The following is an 18,270-nucleotide window of genomic DNA, read 5'->3' as shown; positions in this document are numbered from 1 at the left end:
GGCCGGTGGACGCTGCCTCAGGCCGTCGTCGTGCGCACGAAGTCGAGTACCTGCGTCCAGGACATCGCGTAGGCCGCGGCGTTGACCGGGTTCTCGTGGCGGGTCTTGTTGGTGAAGCCGTGCTCGGCACCCGGGTAGACGTGCACCACGCTCGCTCCCGTGTCCCGCGATTCGAGCGCGTCCCGGAGTCCCGTGAAGCTCTCCCAGGGCACCAGCGAGTCGGCGCGCGGGTAGAGCATCATCACCGGGGCCGTGATCCGTCCGGCGGCGGCGAACGGGTCCGCGGTGTGGTTGGCGGCCGGAGTCGCAGGCACGGTGGGGTGGTAGGCCACGACCGAGGCGAGGCGCTCGTCGCGCGCGCCGAGCAGCAGCGCGAACCGACCGCCGAGGCACCAGCCGATCACGCCGACCCGGGTGAGCCCCAGCTCGGTGTGCATGTGGTCGAGCAGTCGCCGCATCTCGTCGAGGCTGCGCTCGTCGTCGAGCTCGGCAAGCCACTCGAACAGGCGCTCGTGCGGAGTGTCGTCACTGCTCGGCCCGTGCCACGGGTCCCAGCTCAGCGCGGTGACACCGGTCCGCGCGATGTCGTCGGCGAACTCCCGCACCTGCTCCCCGATGCCGGTGACCATCGGCAGCAGCAGCATCCCGCCGGAACCGCCCTCTGCCGGGCGAGACAGGTACGCCCCCAGCTCCCCGACCCGGACCCGCGACGTGTCGATCTCGTATCCCATTCCGGCACGGTAACCCCCACCAACCCGCGAGTTGCCCCTTCCCGCACGCGAGTTGCCCCCACCAGCTCGCGAGTTGCCCCTTACCGTGTTGCGATTAGCCCGCTCCCGCGCGCGAGTCGCCTTCACGAACTCGGGCGCCCGCCGCAAGGGCGCCACGGCGACCGAGCCGCCCTGTCCGGGCCCCCGTCGCGGGGACGGCCCGGTACGACCGCCCCCGCCGAGCGAGTACCTACGAGCGCAGCTCGCCCGTGCTACCCGCGTCGACCAGCTCGCGCAGATCGTCGGGCAGGGCCTCGCGGACCTTGTCCAGCACACCTTCCGTGGCCTCGCCGGTCACCTCGAGCACCACCCGTGCCCCGTAAACGGCATGGGGCTCGCCGACGTGCCCGCGTTCGGACACCCGGCGGGTGAACTCGTCCAGGCCAAAGCGCTCACCGGACCCCGCTCCGCCCATGGTGATGGTGCGCCGCAGGCTCTCCCCGATCTCGGTGGGCAACTGGTCGGCGAGGTTGGTGGCCAGCTGCTCCGGGATGCGCTCGCCGAGTGTCTCCAGCGTGGCGCGAGTCAGTCCCTCGGCCTCACCCCGACTGGCCAACTGGGCGCGTGCCTGCACCTGGCCGATGAAGTGGTCGTGTTCCATGCCCGTCAGTCCTTCGGCAACCGCTCGGACAGCATCTTCTTACCCTGCTCTCCGGCCTTCTGGTTGTTCTCCTGGATCTTGCGGAACCACCCCGCGAGCTCGTCGTCGCCGTCCCGTTCCGCGTCGGCGATGTACTCCTCCAACTGCCACGCGTAGTGCAACGACGCCTGCAGGACGCTGACGAGGTTGTAGTTCTTGTCCTTCACCGGGGAACGTGCTTCCGTTGCCATGGTTATCTCCCTCCTACGCAGTCTCCAGGTTTGCCGAGCCGCCGCGGGTCCAAACCGTTCCGCACCGCGGCCGGGAGCGAACCTGACGAGGGGCCCGGGACACGGCCCGCGAATACCGTGGCGGCCGACGCGGGGCTACGGCGCCCGGAAGCCGGGAAAGGAAGGGACGGGAAAGGAGGGAGGCCCGAAAGGCGCGCACCCTCGACATCCTCGATCCGGATGAGCGGCGTGCGCGGATCGCCGAGACACTCCGGTCGACGCCCTCCAGGCAGGGGCATCCCCGGCATCGAGGTTGCCCGCACAGGGCGACAACGCCGCCGGGTGCTGTCCAGCACGCGGCGGCGGGAAAGACACCGTTCGGTGGAGGTGCCGGGAATCGAACCCGGGTCCTCTGGCGCCTCTCCAGGGCTTCTCCGTGCGCAGTTCGCTGTGCCTCTGCTCGGCCCCACCGGTCACGCGAACAAGCCGGTGTGACGGGCCCAGCCACTGTTGGTTTCCCTACCGGTTCCCGTGGCCGGAACCGGCGGTGAGCCTCCTGGCTGATGCCGGCGACCGGGTCGGAGGCTTACCCGGGCCGACAGACCTCACACTCGCTCAGGCAGCGAGGGCGAAGTCGCGCTGACTATTCGTCTTGGCGCTTATATTTAGTGCGAACGACGCTTGCGGTGGTCGTTGCCTGCACCGGCACGCTTCCCCTGAATCAACGTCCAGAGTCGAAACCGTTCACCCCCTCGTGGGCGATCTGTGATCGTGTCCGCAACCAGGATAACGCGCGGCGCAACCGGATCATTCCCCCGCCTCGGCGCTGTCCCGGGAGCTGGGGTAGGGCCTTCCCCACCTCCGGAACACCGGCCGACGGGATGGGCATCGGGCTCCCGGCACGAGATCCTGGACCTCCCCCGGCCCGCGGGCCGCCCGCTGTACCGAACGAGGGAGAAGACACGCCATGTCGAGAACACCCGCCGGGCCGACCCCGCGGCCACCGATCGCGGGGTCGTTGCTGATGCTGCTGCTCAGCCTGCCCGCGGGCATCACGAGCTTCGTCGTGCTCGTCACGCTGACCTCCGTCGGCGCGGCCACCGCCGTGGTCTGGGTCGGTGTGCCGGTCGGCGCGCTGGCGATCCTGCTGGCACGCGGCGGCGCGCGGCTCGAGCGGCGCCGCGTGCACCGCCTTCTCGACGTGTACGTGCCACCGCCGTACCGCCCGCTCCCCTCGTCCGGCGTGCGGCGTCGCTGGGCTGTGCGGTTGACCGACTCGGCCACGTGGCGCGACTACCTCTATCTGATGCTGTTGCTCCCGGTCGGGATCGTGGAGTTCGTTTTCACCGTGGTTCCGCTGTCGGTCGCGGCGGCGCTGGTCGCCCTGCCGGTGTACTACCGCTTCCTCCCGACGGGGGCGTGGCACTTCCCCGGCTACGACACCGACCTCCGGTGGATCACCGTCGACTCCGTGGCCTCGAGCCTGCCGTGGGCGGCGCTCGGGGTACTGCTGCTTGCGGCGTGCGTGGTGGTGCTCCGGGCGACGGCCGCCGCCCACGCCCGCCTCGCCCGTGCCGTGCTCGGCCCCTCTTCCGCACGGATGCGCGAGCTGGACACCGACAGCGGCCACCAGGGCCGCGGCCTCGCCCACACCCCGGTGGTGCGATGAGGACCGGTACCGAGGCCGGTGCCGAACACGGCAGGCCGCGCCGGGCCCTCGCCGTCGCCCGCTCCCTGGCCTTTCTGATCCTCAGCTTCCCCCTCCGGATCGTCGAGTTCGTCGTCGTGGTCGCGCTCGCCGTCGTGGGGATCGCCACGACCGTGGTCTGGGTCGGCATCCCGGTGCTGCTGGCGACGACCGAACTGGTGCGGGTCTGTGCCGACCTCGAACGGCGGTGGGTGCGGACCGCGCTCGGAGTGGAGATCATCTCCCCTACCCGGGAAACCCCCGGGCAGGGGCCGCTACGGCGGTGGCGGACCCGGCTGACCGAGCCCACGACCTGGCGGGACCTCGGGTACGTGCTGCTCGCCTTCCCCGTCGGGATCGTGGAGTTCGCGGTCGGTCTCGTGGGAGTGGTCCTGCTGCCGGTCGCCCTCTGGGTGGCGCCCTCGGTCGCGTGGATGCACGGCAGGCTCGCCGCCACCCTGCTCGGCCCGCCACGCGCCCGCCGAGCCGAGGCCGAGGCGTCGCGGCTACAGGCCTCCCGTGCCCGGGGCGTCGACGCGGCCGAGGCGGAGCGCCGCAGGATCGAGCGTGACCTGCACGACGGCGCCCAACAGCGGCTCGTCTCCGTGGCGATGAGCCTCGGCCGGGCCCGGAGCAAGTTCACCGACGACCCGGACAGCTCCCGTGCTCTGCTGGACGAGGCCCACGCCGACGCCAAGAAGGCGGTCTCCGAGCTGCGTGACCTCGCACGGGGAATCTACCCGGCGGTGCTCACCGACCGCGGGCTCGACGCGGCGCTGTCGGCGCAGGCGGCGACGGCACCGATCCCGGTGGACATCGTGGTCGAGCTGCCCGACCGGCCTCCGGCGGCGGTGGAGAGCACGGCGTACTTCCTCGTCGGCGAGGCCCTCACCAATCTCGCCAAGCACGCGGACGCCACCGAGGCCCGGGTCCGCGTGTGGCGGGAACAGGGCAGCGTCGTGGTCGAGGTCACCGACGACGGTGTGGGCGGCGCGCGGCTGCGGCCCGGGGGCGGTCTGGCGGGGCTGGCCGACCGCGCCGCGACGATCGACGGCACACTGTCCGTGGTCAGTCCCGTCGGCGGCCCCACCGTGCTGCGGGCCGACCTGCCGTGTACGTGGTGAACCGGGGAGTCGCACATGCGGGTGGTGATCGCGGAGGACGCCGTCCTGCTGCGGGAAGGGGTGCAGCGCCTGCTCGCCGACGACGGCATCGACACGGTCGCCGCCGTCGACTCCGGCGACGCGCTGGTCGAGGCGGTGGCCGAGCACCGTCCCGACCTCGCGATCGTCGACGTCCGCATGCCGCCCACGTTCACCGACGAGGGATTGCGGGCGGCGCTGCGCGCCAGGGAGCGCGTTCCGGGCCTGGCCGTGCTCGTGCTGTCCCAGTACGTCGAGGAGACCTACGCCGTCCAGCTCCTCTCCGGCCCGGAAGGCGGGGTGGGATACCTGCTCAAGGAGCGCGTCGCCGACGTCGCCGAGTTCTGCGCGGCCGTGCGCCGGGTCGCCTCGGGCGGCTCCGCCATCGACCCCGAGGTCGTCTCGCAGCTCTTGGCGCGCGGCAGGCGGGACCCCCTTGACGCGCTGACCGCCCGCGAGTCGGAGGTGCTCGGGCTGATGGCGCAGGGCCTGACCAACACCGCGATCGCGACCCGCTTGGTCGTCTCGCACGGCGCCGTCGAGAAGCACGTCCGCAACATCTTCACCAAGCTGGGTCTCGAACCCGGTGACATCGAACACCGCAGGGTCCGCGCCGTGCTGACCTACCTCGGACGCTGACCTACCTCGGACGCTGACCGCCCACCACGACGCGGATCAGGACGCGAGCAGCGACGCGGGGGTGTCGTGCAGCACCGCGCGCAGGAACGGCTCGCCGAGCCGGGCATCGGCCTCGGCCCAGCCCGCGATCGCGCGCAACTGGGTCGCGTAGGAATAGGGGATGTTCGGGAAATCGGTGCCCAGCACCACGCGGTCGGCGATCCCGGCGAGCCGGGCGGGCCAGTCGCGCGGCACCGGCATGAGCCGTTCGGTGAACGGCACGCCGACCATCGTCGTGTCCAGGTACACGCCCGGGTAGCGCTCCACCAGCGCCAGCGCCTCGTCGTACTCCGGCATACCCGCGTGCGCCAGCACCGCCACCAGGCGCGGATGCCGTCGCAGCACCCGTTCGAACACGTCGAGTCCCGTGTGCGGGCCCCGCAACGGCCCGTGGCCGCAGTGCACCACCACGGGGACGCGCGCCTCGGCGAGCAGTCCCCACGCCGGGTCGAGCGACTCGTCACGGGGATCGTAGGCGCCGACCTGCACGTGCGCCTTGACGCAGCGGATGCCCGCCTCCAGCGCCTCGGCGATGTAGGCGGCCACGGACGGCTCCGGGTACACCGTCGCCGTGGGCACCGCCTCGGGCACGCGAGCAGCGAAGTCCCGTGCCCACTCGCCGAGCCACTCCGCCATCCCGGCCTTGTGCGGGTACACCAGCGGCGCGAACGCACGCACCCCGAGCGAGCGCAGCCGTGCCACCCGGTCGGGCTCCGGAAGCCGGTAGTGCACCGGCCACGCCGTGCCGTAGTGCGTCTCGGCGCGGTCGAAGTAGGCCCACACCTTCCGCAACACCCGCTCGGGCAGGAAGTGCACGTGGATGTCGACGAGCCCGTCCAGCCCCAGGTCCCGCACCCAGGCGGCGACGTCGTCGTCGGCGCTCGGTCCGGGACCGGCGCCGTCGGCCGCCGCGCTCACCGCCTGTTCTTGCCCTTCGCGGCGCGGCCCATCGCCCGCTCCACCTCGCGCTGCGCGTCCCGCTTGGCGATGGCCTGCCGCTTGTCGTGAATCTTGCGGCCCTTGGCCAGCGCCAGCTCGACCTTGACCTTGCCGTCGCGGAAGTACAGCGACAGCGGCACCAGCGCCAGGCCCGACTCCTTGGTCTTGCCGATCAGCTTCTCGATCTCCTGGCGGTGCAGCAGCAGCTTGCGCTTGCGGCGCGGCTCGTGGTTGGTCCACGTGCCGTGGGAGTACTCGGGGATGTGCACGTTGTGCAGGAAGATCTCCCCGTCGCTGACCGTGGCGAACGAGTCGGCCAGCGACGCCTTGCCCGCACGCAGGCTCTTCACCTCGGTCCCCGCCAGCACGAGCCCGGCTTCGTAGGTGTCCAGCACCGAGTAGTCGTGCCGCGCACGACGGTTCGACACGATCACCTTGTGACCGACTTCCTTCGCCATGCCTCGACTCTATCCTCCGACCGCCCCTGTGGTGCCGCCGCTGTGTGGCGCCGCGCGTCCTCCGCGCCGCCACACGGCGAACTCGTCAGTGCCGCACGTACAACCGCAGCGTGACATAGCCGGTCACCGCGGAGATGACGATCGAGGTGAGCAGCAGAACGGGCGCCACGGGGAAGGCGATGTCGGCCAGCGCGATCGGCGGGATGGCCGACACCTGCTCGATGAGCCGGTCGAGCACCGCGTACTTCAACCCGATCAGCCCGCCGGTGGCCAGGATCGAGCCCAGCACCCCGGCGACGACCGCCTCCAGCAGGAACGGGAGCTGCGTGTACCACCGGGTGGCACCGACGAGACGCATGATCCCCACCTCGGTGCGCCGGGTGAACGCCGAGACCTGGATCGTGTTCGCGATGAGCAGGACCGCGGCCGCCGCCGCGATCAGCGCCACGATGAACGTGCCGTTGCGTCCCTCGTTGAGCAGGTTGATGAAGCGTTCGAGGAACTTGTTCTGGTCATCGACCTTCGACACTCCCTCCCGGTCCGCGAAGTCCTGCACGATCACGTCGCTGCGCTGCGGATCGAACAGCTTGACGTGCAACGACGCGGGCAGCGAATCCGGTCGCGCCAGCTCCATCATGTCCGGCTCGTTCTGGAAGATCTCCTGGAACCGCTCGTAGGCCTCGTCGCGGTTCTCGTACACGACGGACTCGACCGCCGCGTGGGTCTCGAGAGACTGCCGTAGGGACGAGCACTCGGTGCTGGTGCAGTCCGGGTCGTCCGCGCTGATGTTCTCGTTGAGGTAGACGGTGACCTCGACGTCCTCGAGGTAGTTCGCCTTCATCTTGTCGATGGTGCGGACGAACAGCAGGCCGCCACCGAACATCCCGAGGGAGATGGCGGTGGTGAGGATCATCGCGATGGTCATCGTGACGTTCCGGCGGAGACCGGTCACGACCTCGCTGAAGACGAAGCTGGCGCGCATCGTGGGGACGTTTCCTCGGGTCGGGGGTCGGGGGTTGTCGGGGCGGGCGGGGTGAGCGGAGGGTACCGGGGCCGCGGGGGTCAGCGCCCGACGCCGTACACACCACGCTTGTCGTCGCGGATCACTCGGCCGTTGTCGAGTTCGACGACCCGGCGACGCATCGAGTCCACAATCGAGTGATCGTGGGTCGCCATCAGCACCGTCGTCCCGGTGCGGTTGATGCGCTCCAGCAACAGCATGATGTCCTGGCTGGTGTCGGGGTCGAGGTTCCCGGTGGGCTCGTCGGCGAGCAGCACCAGCGGCCGGTTGACGAACGCACGGGCGATCGCCACGCGCTGCTGCTCCCCGCCGGAGAGTTCGTGCGGCATGCGGTCGGACTTGCCGTCCAGCCCCACCAGCTCCAGCACCTCGGGGACGACCTTGGTGATCGTGCGCTTGGGTTTGCCGATGACCTCGAGCGCGAACGCGACGTTCTCGGCGACGGTCTTGTTGGTCAGCAGCCGGAAGTCCTGGAAGACACACCCGATCGTCTGACGCAACCGGGGGATCTTGCGGCGTGGCATCTTGGCCACGTCGAAGTTCGACACCAGCACGCGGCCCTTGCTGGGCGTGTCCTCCCGCAGCAACAGCCGCAGGAATGTCGACTTACCCGAGCCCGAGGGCCCGATGAGGAAGACGAACTCTCCCTTGTCCACGTCGACCGTCACGTCCTCAAGGGCGGGACGCGTCGAGGTCTTGTAGACCATGAAGACGTTATCGAGCCGGATCACGGTCGGCAATCCTACAGTCGGGCGACGTGAAGCCTCGGTTGCCTACCGGAGTGCGGGTGGTGTCAGGTCGCGTCGGCCTGCTGCTTACGCCAGCGGATGCCCGCGTCGAGGAAGCCGTCGAGGTCGCCCTCCAGCACCGCGGTCGGGTTGCCCACCTCATGCTCGGTTCGCAGGTCCTTGACCAACTGGTACGGGTGCAGCACGTAGGAGCGCATCTGGTTGCCCCAGCTCGACCCGCTGTCGCGCAGCGCGTCGAGTTCCGCGCGCTCCTCCTCCTTTTTGCGCTGGAGGAGCTTGGCTTGCAGCACCTTCATCGCGACGACCTTGTTCTGCAACTGCGACTTCTCGTTCTGGCAGGACACGACGATGCCGGTCGGCAGGTGCGTGATGCGCACGGCGGAGTCGGTGGTGTTGACGCTCTGGCCACCCGGCCCCGACGAACGGTAGACGTCCACACGGATGTCCTTCTCGGGCACTTCCACGTGGTCGACCTCGGCGACCTCGGGCAGCACCTCGACATGGGCGAAGGAGGTCTGCCGCCTGCTCTGGTTGTCGAACGGCGAGATCCGCACCAGGCGGTGCGTACCCTGCTCCACCGACAGCGTGCCGTAGGCGTACGAGGCGGCCACCTTGAACGTCGCCGACCGGATGCCCGCCTCCTCGGCGTAGGAGATGTCGTAGACCTCGGTCGGGTAGTTGTGCCGTTCGGCCCAGCGCAGGTACATGCGCAGCAGCATCTCGGCCCAGTCCGCGGCGTCCACCCCGCCCGCCTCGGAGCGGATCGTGACCACGGCGTTGCGCTCGTCGTACTCGCCGGACAGCAGCGTGCGCACCTCGAGCGCGTCGATCTCCCGGGTCAACTGGGCGAGCTCCTGCTCGGCCTCGGCACGGCTCGCCGCGTCCCCCTCGGCGACCGCCAGCTCGTGGAGCACGCCCAGATCGTCGACGCGCTGCCGCAGGTCATTCACCCTCCGCAGCGCCGCCTGCTGATGGGAAAGCCTGCTGGTGACCTTCTGCGCCGTTTCCGGGTCGTTCCACAGGTCCGGCCGCGCGGCCTCCTGCTCGAGTTCGGCGACCTCCTTGCGCAGCGCGTCCAGGTCCATCACGGCCTCGACCTGCGACAGCTTGCCGCCGAGGTCCTTGATCGCAGCTTCGAAGTCGACACTCACAACAGACAAGGTTACGGCAAATCGCACGGCCACTCGTCGGCGGCCGCGCCGACGGTCACAACATCTCGCTCCGCGGCCACCCCACGCCGATGGCGGACCCGGCACCGCGGTCCCGCGGTCACCCGACCGGGTAAGCATCGTCGGAACGGGGCGTGCGGGCAGGCGTCACAGCGACGCCGGCCTGGGTCACGCGCGTGGGCTCACCACGTTCTCCGGCGAGGGCGTCGACGTTCTCCGAGGATGCGTCTACGACGAGAGGGCGTCGACGAGCTTGAGGGCCGCCCGGGCGTAGGCCTGGCCGAACTCGGCGACGGCCTTCTCCACCGGGTCGTCGGCGGCCTTCACGGCGGCCTTGGCCTCGTCCAGTTCGACCTTGTAGGTCTCCCTGGCCACCTCGAAGAGGTTGGCACGCTGCTTCGGCGTCAGCACCCCCGCGTTGACCACGCGCAGGATCAGCGGACTGCGCAGGTGGTCGGGGCCGGAGTCGTCGGTGACCCAGGCCTTGAAGGCCTTCTTCCCGGCGGCGGTGATGACGTATTGCTGGCTGGATCGCGGCCCCTGCTTGCCGAGCCGCAGGTAGCCTTCCTTGTGCAGTGCGGGCAGCTCCCGGTAGACCTGGCTCCTCGTGACGCTGAAGAACGTGCCGAATCGTTCCTCAGCCGCCGCGACCAGCTCACCACCGGTGGCGGGACCGTCATGGAGCAGACCAAGCAGCGCTGCGGCAGTCGCGTTCAAGTCGGACACGCCTCTCACCGTGCCACGAAAATCGCTATCTGTCCACAGTGGCCCCCGCCAGGATGTCCACAATGGAACCGCTGGTTCACCCAGCGCATCCGGGTCGTCACGCGACGGTGACCTACACACGAGTAAGGCCCGGACCCTGAGGGTCCGGGCCTTACCGGCAGTAGCGGGGACAGGATTCGAACCTGCGACCTCTGGGTTATGAGCCCAGCGAGCTACCGAACTGCTCCACCCCGCGTCGTTGTGTTGTCCACACTACCTCATCCTCCTCGAGGCCCCTGCAGGGGGGTCCCCCTTCGGGGAGAGGCACCCGGCGTGGCGGACTGTGTCCTCCGTGCCGGTGACACCCACTTTACGCCACGGTGGCCCGTAGACGCAAAGTGGGTGTCCGCCACGTCACATCGAGCGACCGACCTCCCTCACGTGGAGGAGTCAGCCTCCCGAGTTCTCCGCCTGTTCGTAGCGGCGAGCGGCGTCGTCGAGTTCCTGCAACGCTTCGCCCTGGGCATTGAAGTCACCGGACTGCTGCGCCTGGCGCAGCTTCTCCAGAGCGGCCTGGATGTCGGTGATCGCCTGGTCCAGCTCGGCGTTGCCGCTCTGCCCGTCCTGCGGCGGTTGCTGCCCGTCCTCGGGAGGCTGCTGGCCGTCCTCGGGCGGTGGCTGCTGCTCCTGCCCGCTGTCACCGGAATCCGGGGAGTCCTGGGCGGGGCCGGTCGCGGCCTCCCCTGTCCCCTCGCCGAACACCTCGTCGAGCGCCTCGTTCAGGGTCGACGCCACACCGATCCGGCCGTCGAAGGACACCAGCACGCGCGCCAGCTGCGGATAGCTCTGGTTGTTGCGCTGCTGGATGTAGACCGGTTCGACATAGAGGAAGCCGCCCGCCACCGGCAACGTCAGCAGGTTGCCGTAGATGATGTCGACGCTCTGGTTGCCCAGCAACGTGCGGTCCTGGGTGAACTTCGGATTGCTCTGGAAGGCGTTCTGGACCTGCACCGGTCCTTCGAGCTGCCTCCCGCCGCTGGTCGGCAGCTTGAGCACCGTCATCTTGCCGTAGTCGTCCGGATGCGACGACACCGTCATCCAGGCGGCGAGGTACTGTCTCGCCAGTGGAGTGAGCGCACTCGTGAGCTGGAAGTGCGGCTCCTCCTGGCCCGGTGCCTGCGCGTACAGGTAGTACGGCGGCTGGTTGGCCACGTTGGAGTTCGGGTTCGTCCCACCCTCCTCGGTCGGGTCCTGCGGGACGTTCCAGAAGGTCTGGGTCGAGTAGAACTCCTGCGCGTTGTTGACGTGATACCTGGTCAGCAGCTCGCGCTGGACCTTGAAGATGTCCTCCGGGTACCGGAAGTGCCTTCGCAGCTCGTCGCTGATCTCCGAGCTCGGCTTGACCATGCCCGGGAACGTGTCCATCCACGTCTTCAGGACCGGGTCGTTGTCGTTCATCGCGTACATGTCGACGGTGCCGTCGAACGCGTCGACCGTGGCCTTCACCGAGTTGCGGATGTAGTTGATCTGGTTGTCCTGCTGGCGCGGAACACCGGTCAACGAGTCCTGCGTGGCGTCACCGAGCGAGGTGCGCTGCGAGTACGGGAAATTGTTGAGCGTGGTGTACCCGTCGACGATCCACTTGATCCTGCCGTCGATCACCGCCGGATACGGGTCCCCGTCCACGGTCAGCCACGGGGCAACCTTCTCCACCCGCTCGCGGGGGTCCCGGTTGTACATGATCTTGGCGCCGTCGCTGATCTGGTCGGAGAACAGGATGTTGCGCTCGCCGTACTGGGCGGCGAAGACGAGGCGGTTCAACATGTTGTCGATCGGCACACCGCCCTGCCCCTCGTAGAGGTAGCTGCGGTCGGTCGCCGTGTCGTACTCGCCCGGCGCCTCGCCGGGCGTCCCGCCCACGATCGCGTAGTCGGTGGAGAGCTCCCCGAAGTAGATGCGCGGCTCGTCGACCTGGATGCCCGCCCCGTCCGGGTCCTGCGTGTCACTCGTACGGGCCAGCGGATACCCGCCGTCACTGTTGGCGTCCTCCAGCGCGCGGTCGATCGTGTTCGCCGGAGCGGCCACGAATCCGTTGCCGTGCGTGTACACCAGGTGGCGGTTGACCCAGGTCCGCTGGTTCTCCGCGAGACCGCTCGTGTTGATCTCCTTGGCGGCGACGATGTAGGCCTGCTCCTTGCCGTCGACCTCGTAGCGGTCGATATCGAGCTTCTCGGGGAAGCCGTAGAAGTTCTCCCTGCCGACACGCTGGGTGAACGTCGGGCTGAGCACGTTCGGGTCCAGCAGCCGGATGTTCGGGATGGTCCCCTGGTCGGCGCGGACCTCCTCCGGGCTCGCGTTCGAGTTGCCGGTGTAGTCCTCCCGCACGTCGACGGTTTCCTCACCAAGGTTGAAGGCGTACTTCGTGGCCTCCATGTTGTTCTCGATCGAGGCCGCTTCCTTCTCGTTGGCGTTCGGGCGGACCGAGAACTGCTCGAGCACGGCGGGCCAGGCCACCCCGAGGATCAGGCCGGACAACAACAGCAGCACCAGAGCGATCCCGGGAAGCTGGATGTTGCGGAGGAAGGCCCCCACGAAGAACGCGATGGCGCACAGAACGGAGATGCACAGCAGGATCAGCTTGGCCGGCATCACGGCGTTGAGGTCGGTGTAGGCCGCACCGGTGAACAGGTCGTTGCGGTCGGACAACAGCAGTTCGTACCGGTCGAGGAAGTACTCGATCGCCTTGAACACCACGAACGCGCCGATCAGCACGAGCAGGTGCACCCGCGCGGGGCCGGAGATCTGTCCCCCACGGCCCGCCAGCCGAATGCCACCGAACACGTAGTGCGTGGCCAGCGCTCCGAGGAACGACACGACCAGGGCGACGAACAGCCAGCCGAGCACCCAGCCGTAGAACGGCAGGTCGAAGGTGTAGAAGCCGGCGTCGAGGTTGAACACGGGGTCGGTCCAGCCGAACTGGGCGCCGTTCATCCACTTCTGCACGACCTGCCAGTTGCCCTGGCCGCTCGCTCCCGCGATCAAACCGGTGACCACCGGGATGCCGATGCCGAACCACTTCGTGCGCGCCACGATCAGCGAGCGGTACCGGGCGAGCGGGTCGTCGGCCCCGGACACGGGCACGAACACCGGCCTGGCCCGGTAGGCCAGCCACAGGCTCAACCCCAGCAACCCGCCGACGAGCGCGCCGGTGAGGAAGAAGAGCGCGACACGGGTGACGAGGATGGTACTGAAGACCCCCCGCGCGTCGACCTCGCCGAACCACAACCAGTCGACGTAGGTGTTCAGCATTCGGGCGCCGAGCAACAGCACCAGGAGGATGGCGGCCGCCACGATGAGCAGCACGCGGGCACGCCGGGACAGTTTCGGCAGACTGGCAGGAGGCCGGGTGGCCACTACGCACACTCCCCGTGTTCAGGACGGTCGTTGGCGGGGCGCCGACACTGGCAGCGTCCCTGTTCACTCAACTCTACGGTTCCCCGCCCGAGTTCCCGAACCCCCCCAAACCGGGCGTCGGCACGACCCGCGGCCACGCCTGCCAGGATGGGGTCATGACGGAGAGCGAGGATCGGGCGAGTGTCGCAAGGGTAGCCGCGCTGGCACGGGAGGTCGAGGAGTTCGTCGCCGCGGGTGGCTGGGATCAGCCGACCCAGTTGTTCGCGCTGGTGCCGACGGCCGAGATCCTGCGCGAACAGCCGGAACTGGCCGGACAGCTCGACCCGGACAGCGAGTTCACCCCGGTGGCGCAGGAGGAGCTGCCCGAGGGCGACCTCGCCGAGTCCCTCGGCCGGATCGCCTGGCCCGACGTGGTGCGCGGGTGCGCGCTCGCCCAGGAGATCGTCGTGCTTCCCCCCGACGCCGAGGACGAGTTGCCCGAGGTCGGCGACGGCGGTGACGAGGACCTCGACCGCCTGCGTCAGGCCGCGGCCGACCATCCGCGCCGCACCGAGGCACGCCTCGTGGCCGCGGTGCTCCGCGACGGCGACGCCGCGTGCGTGATGCGGCTGCGCGGCGTGCAGCCACCGCGGGCGACCGAGGGTCCGGACGAGGACGGTGAGCCCGCCGACGACACCACCGACGAACTCATCGAGCATCCGGACCTGGCGCCGAACCTGGTCGAGGCGTTGCGCGCCACGTTGCAGCCGTGAGGCCCTGCCCCGGATGCGTCAGGACGCGCAGGTCGGAACGGGTTCGCCCGAGTTGAGCGCCTCCAGCGCGTGCACGGCGTCGTCGAGGTGCCCCACCTCGATCAGCCGCAGGCCGTCGGGGGCGGAGGCGACCGCCTCGTCGCAGTTCCCGCTCGGCACGAGAAACGACGTGGCACCGGCCTCCCGCGCCGCGACGAGCTTGAACGAGATGCCACCGATCTCTCCGACGTTGCCCTGGGCGTCGATCTCTCCGGTGCCGGCGACGTGCCTGCCGCCGGTGAGGTCGCCCTGGGTGAGGCGATCCACGATCGCGAGCGCGAACATGAGGCCCGCCGAGGGGCCGCCGACGTCCTCCAACGCGATGTCGATCTCGAACGGCACGTCGGCGCGGTCCGACGGCTGGAAACCGACGAACCCCTGCGGCCGGTTGTCGGGGCGATTCGTCAACGTCACCCGCACTGTCCGCTCCCCCTCGCCGTCCCGGCGCACGGTCAACGACACCGTCTGCCCCGGGCGCGTGTCGGCGAGCGCCTCGTGCACCGCCGCGCTGTCGGCGACCTCCCGGCCGTCGACCCGGAGCAGCCGGTCGCCGGGCTTGAGCACGCCGTCGGCGGGGCTGTTCTTCTCCACCTCGGCCACCACGACCTGCACCGGGTGACCCAGCCGCCGCAGCGCGGCGACCTCCGCGTTGCTCTGCGAGACCCGGAACTGCCGCAGGTTCTGCCGCCGGACCTCCTCGTCGGTCTGGCCCGGCCGGAAGTAGTTCTCCCTCGGCGCGAGCGCGAACCGTCCGCTCAGCCAGAGCCCCAGCGCGCCGAACAGCGTCATGTCGTCGTTGAGGGAGACCGTGGTCATCCGCAGCTCACCGTCCGCGGGGAAGCTGCGCTGCCCATCGACGCTGACGACCTCGTGCCCGTCCACCGTGCCCAGCGTGTTGTAGGTGGGCCCGGGACCGAGCGCCACGTAGGGCACCCGCACGAAGGCGCCGACCAGCGCGAACACCAGCACGAGCACGCCGCTGACCACCATCGTCCAGCCGCGCCGGGACAGAGAGCGCCGGTGCGCGCGGGCCTCGTCCCGCTCGTCGGGGGGCGCCGACCCCGCCGAGGGGGAGTCGTCGGCGCGAGTGACGTGGGCTGGCGTTTCGCTGTCGGAGGACTCACTCACGCGCCCAGCGTACGGCTGGGCCGCGTGGACGAGGGCGCGGGCGTGTCTCGCACGCTGACGGCGCGGGCGTGTTCTGCACGCCACGGGCGAACCGACCGGGGCGACGCGGGTGGCTCCAGGCGGGGCCGACCCGCGTACGGTGGGAGTTATGAGCAACCCACCGTTCGGCTTCGGACTTCCCGATCCCGACAAAGGCGGCGAGAACGACCCGTCGGGCCAGGGCGGGCAGTCCGGCTCCGATGCCTTTCAGCAGCTCGGACAGATGCTGTCCCAGCTCGGGCAGATGCTCTCCCAGGCAGGCACGTCGTCCGGTCCGGTGAACTACGACCTGGCCAAGCAGATCGCCGTGCAACGCCTCGGAAGCCAGGGACAGGGGCGGATGGGCTTCACCAGCGGTGACCAGTCGCCGGACTCCGCCGTACGCGACTCGGCGCACCTGGCGGAACTGTGGCTGGACGAGGCCACGATCCTGCCCGCCGGGGCGTCGAACACGGTGGCTTGGTCGGCCCGGGACTGGATCGACCGCACGCTGCCCACGTGGCAGCGGCTGTGCGACCCGGTCGCCAAGCAGGTGTCCAACGCGTGGATGCAGGCACTGCCCCAGGAGGCGAAGCAGGCGGCGGGGCCGTTGCTGTCGATGGTCGGCCAGATGGGCGGCATGGCGTTCGGCTCGCAGCTCGGCAACGCGCTCGGCGGACTGGCCTCGGAGGTACTGACCTCGACCGACATCGGACTTCCGCTCGGCCCGGAGGCCACCTCGGCGCTGGTCCCCGCCAACATCGAGAAGTTCACCGAGGGCCTCGAGCGCCCCAGCAGCGAGGTGCTGGTGTTCCTCGCCGCGCGGGAGGCCGCTCACCAGCGGTTGTTCGCCCACGTGCCGTGGCTACGGCAGCGGCTGCTCGGCGCGGTGGAGGAGTTCGCGCACGGGATCTCGGTCGACACCTCGGCCCTGGAGGAGCTGGCCGGGCAGATCGACCCGAGCAACCCCGCGAGCATCGAGCAGGCGATGTCGTCCGGACTGCTCGAGCCGCGCACGACCCCGGAGCAGGAGGCCGCGCTCGCCCGGCTCGAGAACCTGCTGGCACTGGTCGAGGGCTGGGTGGACGTCGTGGTCGCCGACGCTGTCGGGGACCGCCTTCCCGGTGCCGACGCCCTGCGCGAGACGCTGCGGCGCAGGCGCGCCACCGGCGGCCCCGCGGAGCAGACCTTCGCCACGCTCGTCGGCCTCGAACTGCGGCCGCGCCGGATGCGCGCCGCCTCTGACCTGTGGAAACACGTCGGGGATCGCTCCGGCATCCAGGCCCGCGACGATCTGTGGTCGCACCCGGACCTGATGCCGACCGCCGAGGACCTCGACGACCCCGCCGGCTTCGCCGAGCGGCTCCACACGCAGGGCGCCACCGGCGACCTCGACCCCATGGCCGAGCTCGAACGCACCCGCCGTGCCGAGGCGGAGGCCGACGGTGCCTCGGAAGCACCGGGGGACGCGTCGTCCGGCACCGACCGTGCCGAGGACGCGGGTTCTGCCGGCGATGACAGCGGCGCGGACGACCACGCGGGAGACGACTCCGAGGACCGGCGGCGGGACGGCGGGTCCGGCGGCGACGCCTGATCCCGATACGACGACCGTCCCGCCGGGCGGCCGTCAGCCGTCGACGTTCGCGAGGCCCGTCCCCTCGGCCGCCGAGAGGCCTTCGAGGAAACCGATGGCGCGTTCCGTCTTCGGATAGCGCCGCACCAGGTTCCAGAACCGGGTGTTGTGCTCGGCGATGCGCAGGTGCGCCAGTTCGTGCACCAGCACGTAGTCGAGCACCCAGGACGGCACGTGCCGTAACCGCTCGCTGACCCGGATCGACCGGTCGGCCGGCGTGCACGACGCCCACCGGGTGCGCATGGGCGGAACCCACCGCACGCTGGCGGGCTGGGCGGTGCCGTCGAGGTAACGGCGCGAAAGCTCGGCACACCGCAGCAGCAGGGCCTCGTCCGAGGCGCGGGCCGGTGAGGCCCGCCTGTTCTCGGTGCGCTGGAGTTTGCGTTGCATCTCGGCGACCCAGTGCCGTTCCTCGGCCTTGGTCATCGTCGCGGGGATGAGCACGACCAGTGTGTCCCCGTCCCGGTACGCGGTCACCGTGCGACGGCGGCGCGCGCTGCGCCGCACCTCCACCTTTTCTTCTTTCACAGCGGACTGTCGCGAAGACTTGTCCCGACTTCTGAGCGAGGGAACCCGTGCATCGGCCACATGTCCCACCGTAAGGCCAGCCACCGACGACGACGAGGCACACAACATCACATCCAGCGAGTTGTCCACACCCGCCCAGGACCTGTGGACAACCGGGCTCACGCCGCGTGCACGTGCGGCCGGAGCGGGTCACGCTGTGCGCATGACTTCCCCGGCACATCAGGCGCTCCCCCGTCGTCCGCGGCTCCTCCCCGGGCTGGAGGTGCTGGCCCGGCGGCACGACGAGCTCCAGATCGGCCTCGACCCCCGGCACGCCGTCGTGGCCACCGACCTGCCGCCTGTCCTCGTGGATATCCTCCGGGGCCTTGACGGTCGGCGCAGTACCGAGACCCTGCTCGACCTCGCCTCACACGACCATGCCGAACGCCTGCGCGCCGTCCTGGCCGACCTGGTGCGGCAGGGTCTGGTCGAGGACGGCGCGACCGGCTCCGAGTACGACGGGCCGGTGCTGTGGTCGGCCGCACCCGCCCGCCATGACGACCACGACGCCGTGCGCCCGGTCCCACGGCACGTGCTGGTCCACGGCAGCGGCAGCGCCGCGGCGGTGATGGCCTCGCTCGCGGCCTCGGG

The 18,270-nt window shown here is 70.1% G+C and carries 17 protein-coding genes, 1 tRNA gene, 1 other RNA gene and 1 pseudogene; 6 read left to right on the top strand and 14 right to left on the bottom strand.

The annotated features are described in order from the left end of the window. Positions 1–17: 17 nt before the first annotated feature. The 4 genes from SACSA_RS0117710 to ssrA all read right to left on the bottom strand — a co-directional run bounded on the left by SACSA_RS0117710 (position 18) and on the right by ssrA (position 2,332). Positions 18–731, bottom strand: coding sequence for a dienelactone hydrolase family protein (locus SACSA_RS0117710; RefSeq protein WP_019819070.1), 714 nt, complete (start codon positions 729–731; stop codon positions 18–20). A 229-nt stretch (positions 732–960) separates the two neighbouring features. Further along, a complete protein-coding gene (locus SACSA_RS0117705; protein WP_019819069.1) occupies positions 961–1,371 on the bottom strand; it encodes a DUF2267 domain-containing protein in 411 nt (136 codons plus the stop codon). 5 nt (positions 1,372–1,376) lie between these two features. Then, positions 1,377–1,601: a hypothetical protein gene (locus SACSA_RS0117700; RefSeq protein WP_028661994.1), complete on the bottom strand. Its 225-nt coding sequence runs from the start codon at positions 1,599–1,601 to the stop codon at positions 1,377–1,379. Between the two features lie 358 nt (positions 1,602–1,959). Then, positions 1,960–2,332: a transfer-messenger RNA gene (gene ssrA / locus SACSA_RS24835) on the bottom strand. A 215-nt stretch (positions 2,333–2,547) separates the two neighbouring features. On the opposite strand from ssrA, the gene SACSA_RS0117695 reads away from it, so the two are divergent. The 3 genes from SACSA_RS0117695 to SACSA_RS0117685 are packed head-to-tail and all read left to right on the top strand — an operon-like array spanning position 2,548 to position 5,048. Then, on the top strand, positions 2,548–3,249 hold the full coding sequence (locus SACSA_RS0117695; protein WP_019819067.1) for a sensor domain-containing protein: 702 nt from the start codon (positions 2,548–2,550) through the stop codon (positions 3,247–3,249). Next, positions 3,246–4,391 carry a sensor histidine kinase gene (locus SACSA_RS0117690; protein ID WP_019819066.1) on the top strand — a complete coding sequence of 382 codons (1,146 nt, stop codon included), beginning with the start codon at positions 3,246–3,248 and terminating at the stop codon, positions 4,389–4,391. The genes SACSA_RS0117695 and SACSA_RS0117690 overlap by 4 nt, the downstream gene beginning before the upstream one ends. A 15-nt stretch (positions 4,392–4,406) precedes the next feature. Beyond that, on the top strand, positions 4,407–5,048 hold the full coding sequence (locus tag SACSA_RS0117685) for a response regulator transcription factor (RefSeq protein ID WP_019819065.1): 642 nt from the start codon (positions 4,407–4,409) through the stop codon (positions 5,046–5,048). 36 nt (positions 5,049–5,084) lie between these two features. On the opposite strand, the gene SACSA_RS0117680 is transcribed toward SACSA_RS0117685, so the two are convergent. The 8 genes from SACSA_RS0117680 to SACSA_RS0117645 all read right to left on the bottom strand — a co-directional run bounded on the left by SACSA_RS0117680 (position 5,085) and on the right by SACSA_RS0117645 (position 13,542). Next, the gene (locus SACSA_RS0117680; protein WP_019819064.1) at positions 5,085–6,005 is read right to left on the bottom strand and encodes an amidohydrolase family protein; all 921 of its coding nucleotides are present in this window, start codon (positions 6,003–6,005) and stop codon (positions 5,085–5,087) included. Beyond that, entirely contained in the window at positions 6,002–6,484 is a 483-nt protein-coding gene (gene smpB / locus SACSA_RS0117675; protein WP_019819063.1) for an SsrA-binding protein SmpB, read from the bottom strand. Before smpB ends, SACSA_RS0117680 begins: the two co-directional genes overlap by 4 nt. Positions 6,485–6,569: 85 nt before the next feature. Further along, complete coding sequence (gene ftsX, locus SACSA_RS0117670) at positions 6,570–7,466, bottom strand: permease-like cell division protein FtsX (protein WP_019819062.1); 897 nt, start codon at positions 7,464–7,466, stop codon at positions 6,570–6,572. Between the two features lie 80 nt (positions 7,467–7,546). Next, entirely contained in the window at positions 7,547–8,236 is a 690-nt protein-coding gene (gene ftsE, locus SACSA_RS0117665) for a cell division ATP-binding protein FtsE (RefSeq protein ID WP_028661993.1), read from the bottom strand. Between the two features lie 62 nt (positions 8,237–8,298). Continuing rightward, positions 8,299–9,405 carry a peptide chain release factor 2 gene (gene prfB, locus SACSA_RS0117660; protein WP_019819060.1) on the bottom strand — a complete coding sequence of 369 codons (1,107 nt, stop codon included), beginning with the start codon at positions 9,403–9,405 and terminating at the stop codon, positions 8,299–8,301. A 246-nt stretch (positions 9,406–9,651) separates the two neighbouring features. Next, complete coding sequence (locus SACSA_RS0117655; protein ID WP_019819059.1) at positions 9,652–10,149, bottom strand: PadR family transcriptional regulator; 498 nt, start codon at positions 10,147–10,149, stop codon at positions 9,652–9,654. A gap of 161 nt (positions 10,150–10,310) precedes the next feature. Continuing rightward, positions 10,311–10,384, bottom strand: a tRNA-Met gene (locus SACSA_RS0117650). 194 nt (positions 10,385–10,578) lie between these two features. Next, positions 10,579–13,542, bottom strand: coding sequence for a UPF0182 family protein (locus SACSA_RS0117645; protein WP_028661992.1), 2,964 nt, complete (start codon positions 13,540–13,542; stop codon positions 10,579–10,581). Positions 13,543–13,697: 155 nt separating this feature from the next. Between SACSA_RS0117645 and SACSA_RS0117640 the strand changes: the two genes are divergently transcribed. Beyond that, positions 13,698–14,294: a PPA1309 family protein gene (locus SACSA_RS0117640; protein WP_019819057.1), complete on the top strand. Its 597-nt coding sequence runs from the start codon at positions 13,698–13,700 to the stop codon at positions 14,292–14,294. An 18-nt stretch (positions 14,295–14,312) separates the two neighbouring features. On the opposite strand, the gene SACSA_RS0117635 is transcribed toward SACSA_RS0117640, so the two are convergent. Further along, positions 14,313–15,323, bottom strand: a complete 1,011-nt coding sequence (locus tag SACSA_RS0117635) for a YlbL family protein (RefSeq protein WP_019819056.1) — start codon at positions 15,321–15,323, stop codon at positions 14,313–14,315. 286 nt (positions 15,324–15,609) lie between these two features. Here SACSA_RS0117635 and SACSA_RS0117630 point away from each other — a divergent pair, with 286 nt between their 5' ends. Then, the gene (locus SACSA_RS0117630) at positions 15,610–17,073 is read left to right on the top strand and encodes a zinc-dependent metalloprotease (RefSeq protein ID WP_019819055.1); all 1,464 of its coding nucleotides are present in this window, start codon (positions 15,610–15,612) and stop codon (positions 17,071–17,073) included. A 33-nt stretch (positions 17,074–17,106) separates the two neighbouring features. Here SACSA_RS0117630 and SACSA_RS0117625 read toward each other — a convergent pair whose 3' ends face one another. Further along, positions 17,107–17,625 (bottom strand): M48 metallopeptidase family protein, encoded by a 519-nt coding sequence (locus tag SACSA_RS0117625; protein WP_019819054.1) that lies wholly within the window; start codon positions 17,623–17,625, stop codon positions 17,107–17,109. Positions 17,626–17,842: 217 nt separating this feature from the next. Between SACSA_RS0117625 and SACSA_RS26350 the strand changes: the two are divergent. Then, positions 17,843–18,270, top strand: a pseudogene (locus SACSA_RS26350) (hypothetical protein); the annotation flags it as partial.

The sequence above is a fragment of the Saccharomonospora saliphila YIM 90502 genome, assembly GCF_000383795.1.
Taxonomy (GTDB): Bacteria; Actinomycetota; Actinomycetes; order Mycobacteriales; family Pseudonocardiaceae; genus Saccharomonospora; species Saccharomonospora saliphila.
Note: the sequence above shows the minus strand (reverse complement) of the source record. Positions and strands in the feature narration are given on the sequence as shown.